Annotated in this window: 3 protein-coding genes; all 3 read left to right on the forward strand. The window is 74.5% G+C overall.

The window, feature by feature from the left end; translation table 11 throughout:
* On the forward strand, positions 1 to 1,431 hold a 1,431-nt coding region (locus RH94_RS43140), incomplete at its 5' end, for a DUF7824 domain-containing protein (protein WP_234425713.1).
* 129 nt (positions 1,432 to 1,560) lie between these two features.
* Positions 1,561 to 2,979 (forward strand): GNAT family N-acetyltransferase, encoded by a 1,419-nt coding sequence (locus RH94_RS12105; RefSeq protein WP_234425714.1) that lies wholly within the window; start codon positions 1,561 to 1,563, stop codon positions 2,977 to 2,979.
* 307 nt (positions 2,980 to 3,286) lie between these two features.
* On the forward strand, positions 3,287 to 4,181 hold an 895-nt coding region (locus tag RH94_RS12110; protein ID WP_073947617.1), incomplete at its 3' end, for an IS110 family transposase.

The raw sequence follows: 4,181 nt of genomic DNA on the forward strand, positions 1-4,181 counted from the left end.
CCGGCGCCGGCCTCGGCCGCCGAGCTCGCCGAGGAGGTGGGGGCCGCATCGGCCTCCGACGCCGACGTGGCCGGTTTCGAACGCGCCCTGGACGGGCTGGTGCGCCACGCCCACCGGGACCGGGAGGCCCTGCTGGAGGCGCTGGAACCGGTGATCTCCCGCCGTTGGTGGAACGACACCGACCGGTTCCACGGCCTGCGGGCCGAACACCACTTCAACCATCGGACCGTCTTCAGCCCGTACGACGGCCTGGACCTGTTGCTCGCCACGTTGCGGGGGAGGTTGAGCGCTGCCGCGCTGCACGCGGTGCTCCGGCGCGACACACCGGCCATGACCTGTGTGCACGGCGCGATGTCCCGGGCGTTCGACGCCCGCCTGTGGGAGGTGGCGTACCGGATCCGCACGGAGCCCCTGCCGTTCCTGCTCTCGACGCCCACCTGGAGCACGGGTCTGCTGGAGCCGGAGGAGCTGGTGGAACGGCTCGAGACGTACCGGCGTCTGGGGGCGCGTGTCGCGGCGGCCGACTTCGCGCAGGCGCTGCTGCGCGTGCGGCGCGGGGACCGTGCGGCGGCGACGGCCGCGGCGGAGCGGGCGGCGGCCCTGGGCACGGCGGAAGGAACGCGGCTCGCCCACTGGCTGACCGCCGGCGCTCCCGCGCTGCCGCGGGTCCGGCGACGTACGTCGGGGTCTCGCATAGTCGTGGAGACCGGTGAACTCCTGGAGCTGCAGGAGGACTTCCCGGCTCCTTTCCGCGCGCTGGGCAGGCCGACGAGCGCCTTCGGGGAGGACCGGTACTGCTTCCACTGGAGCGACTCCCTGCGAGCCCACTGGACGGCCGTGCTGCCCGAGATGCGTGAGCTGGTGGCCGTGCGGCTGCTGCGGGACCTGTCCGCCGTGGCCGTGGACGACACCCGGGGCGCGGCCTCCGTCCTCCCCCTGCTCGCCGAGTCAGGCGGCGAGGCGGGCGAGGCGACCCACCTGTGCCTGGCGTACGGGCTGGGGGCCCGGCATCCGGAGGACCGGCTCGCCGCCGTGGACGCGCTGCTCGTCCTCGCCGCGCGCGGGCAGCTGGACACCGCCCGCCTCGGCGCGGATCTCGGGCAGCTGGCGCGGCACGGTTGCGTGAAGCCGCTGCGGCTGGCGGAGTCACTGCGCACGGCCGCCGCCACCGGGGCACAGGCCACCGTGTGGGGTCTGCTCAGCCATGGGCTGCCGCCGCTGCTCGCCGATCTCGCGGCCGACGGGCCGTCCGGCCCGGTGCGCGGGCTCGGGGACCTGCTGGCCGTGGCCGCCGAATGCGCCGAGCGGTCGGGTGCGCGGGGCGAGCTGCCGCACCTGGCGCGGGCGGCGGACCGGCGCGGCTCGTCGCGCCTGGTCTCGGAGGCCCGCCGGCTGCGCGGCACGCTCGTGAAGGAGGTGACCGCCGCCTGACCGGGCCCCTCCCGGCACACGACCTCGAAAACAAGCGCAGAAGCAACCGCAAAAGGCGCGGAACACCATTTTACTCATCGGTCACAAAGCGTTCGTGATCACGCAACACGGTTCCTTCACAGTGGCTGCATGACTCGAGACATGTCGGACGTGACGCGGGCGGGGCACGGTCGTCCGGTGCACCACTGGCGGCGGGGCGTCGTCGAACTGGCCGCGCTCCTCACGGCGGTCGCCGTGGCCGACGGGGTGGCGAACCTGATCGGGCACGGACCGGACGGCCCGGCCCTGCTGGTGATCGCGGCGTTCGCGCTGGTCGTGACGGCGGCCTTCCACATCTGGTGGGCGCGACGCCGCGGTCACGCGCCGCCCGGGGCGGACACCCTCGCCCGGCCGCCCGCCGCCCCCGCGGCGCCCGTGGAGGCGGCGGGAGAGAGCGCGCTGTGGCGGATGCGGACGACGGTGCGCGACGCGCCCGGCTCGCTGGCCGCTCTGTGCACGGCGCTGGCCGCCCACCGCGTGGACATCCTCAGCCTGCAGACGCACCCACTGGCCGAGGGCACGGTGGACGAGTTCCTGCTGCGCGCGTCCGGCGGGACCGAGGCGTCCGCCATCACCCGGGCGGTCTCGCTGGCCGGCGGAACCGGCACGTGGATCGAGCGGGCCGACACGCACGACCTGGTGGACGTGCCGACGCGGGTCCTGGGCCTGGCCACGCGCACGGCGCTGAACGCGGCGGAACTTCCTCTGGCGCTGCGGCAGCTGCTCGGGCGGTGCACCATCCGCTCGCTGCCGGCCAGGCCGGCCGGCGGCGGCCGTGGCCCCGCGGAGGTGCCGGCCGAGGGCGTCCTGGAGGACACGGTGATGCGGCTGCGGACGCCGGAAGGCGGAACGATCACCGTGGAGCGGCCGTATCTGCCGTTCACGCCCACCGAGTTCGCGCGGGCGCGGGCGCTGGTGGAGCTGGACGCCCGGCTCGGACCGCGCGTCCCTCGCGGCCAGGACGTGCTGACGCTGCCCGAGGGCGACGCGATCACCGTGCGCAGGGCCGGCACGGGCGACCTCGCGGCGGCCAGGGCGATGCACGAGCGCTGCTCGTCGCGCACCCTCGCCCTGCGCTACCACGGGCCGGCCGGCGACGCCGACCGCTACCTCGACCACCTGCTCGGCCCGCGGTTCGGACGGACCCTCGCCGCGCAGACCGCCTCCGGGCGGATCGTCGGCCTCGGCCATCTGCTCTGGGACGGCGACGAGACGGAGGTCGCGCTGCTCGTCGAGGACGAGTGGCAGCGGCGCGGCATCGGCTCCGAACTGCTGCGCCGACTGGTGGCCATGGCCGTCGAGGCCGGCTGCGCGAGCGTGTACGCCGTGACGCAGGCGTCCAACACCGGCATGGTCGCCGCCATGCGCGGCCTCGGCCTCCCGCTCGACTTCCAGATCGAGGAGGGCACCCTGGTCGTCACGGCCCGCCTGGACGCGACCCCGGTGGCCCCCCGGCTGCCGTACGACGCCGGGCGGGAGCGGTACGAGGGACCCCGCCCGCGGCACTGAGCCGCGGGACCGCGCCCACGGGCGCGCGGCCGGGTTCCCCGTTACCTTTCTCGTGGCCCCGCAACGGGGCGCCTGGCCCCCGGGTCCGGTATGGCTGTTTGCCCCCTGTCGCACGCATGACCTGGGGGGTGTTGCCGCCGGGCCTCGGGGCACCGCTTGACCGCTGATGAGGGGCCTGACGACCGCCCGGTCCGGTGCAACGCCGGACCGCTTCAGGGCGGGGATGTCTGCGTAACGTGGTTGCCGGCGTGTGGTGCCGCAGGGACGGCCGGGAGTTGGGAAGACGAGAGGCGAGGGGCACGCGCACATGGTCGACACGACCGCGATAGATCTCTTCCTCGGCCTGGACCTGGGTAAGGAGTTCCACCACGCCCACGGCCGGACCGGGGACGGCAGGACCGTGCACGACAAGCGGCTGCCCAACACCGAGCCGAAGCTGCTGGAGCTGTTCAGCAAGCTGGTGGCGAAGTTCGGGACAGTGCTGGTGGTCGTGGACCAGGTCGCCAACATCGGCGCGCTGCCGCTGACGGTGGCCCGCGCGGCGGGCTGCCGGGTGGCCTACCTGCCCGGGCTGTCGATGCGCCGGGCCGCCGACCTGCACCCGGGCGAGGCCAAGACCGACGCCCGCGACGCGTTCGTGATCGCCGAGACCGCCCGGACCATGCCGCACACCCTGCGCGCGGTGGACCGAGACGACGAGGTACTGGCCGAGCTGACCATGCTCACCGGCTACGACAACGACCTGGCCGGCGAGGTCAACCGCGCCACCAACCGGCTGCGCGGCCTGCTCTCCCAGATCCACCCCTCCCTCGAGCGCGTGCTCGGCCCACGCCTGGCCTACCCCTATGTCCAGGCCCTCCTCCAACGGCACGGCTCCCCGGCGAGACTGAGGAAACTGGGCCGGACCCGCTGCGAGGCCCTGCTCAAGGCACACGGTTCACGCAAGGCCCACCACCTCACCACCGAGATCTTCGACGCGCTCGCCGAGCAGACCCTCGTCGTTCCCGGCACCGAGGCGTCCGCGCTGATCGTGCCGGGTCTGGCCGCCCAGCTCGCCGCCGCCCACGCCCAGCGACAGGTCACCGAGCAGGAGATCGCGGCCCTGCTGGAGGCCCTCCCTCTTTTCCACCTCCTGACGTCACTGCCCGGAATGGGCGTCAGGACCACGGCCGCCGTGATCGTCGCCATCGGCGACGGCAGCG

Source organism: Streptomyces kebangsaanensis (genome assembly GCF_001906585.1).
Taxonomy (GTDB): Bacteria; Actinomycetota; Actinomycetes; order Streptomycetales; family Streptomycetaceae; genus Streptomyces; species Streptomyces kebangsaanensis.

Bases quoted from the DNA above. Each gene is read 5' to 3' on its own strand.
- RH94_RS12105 (WP_234425714.1), top strand. From the start codon at position 1,561: ATGACTCGAGACATGTCGGACGTGACGCGGGCGGGGCACGGTCGTCCG.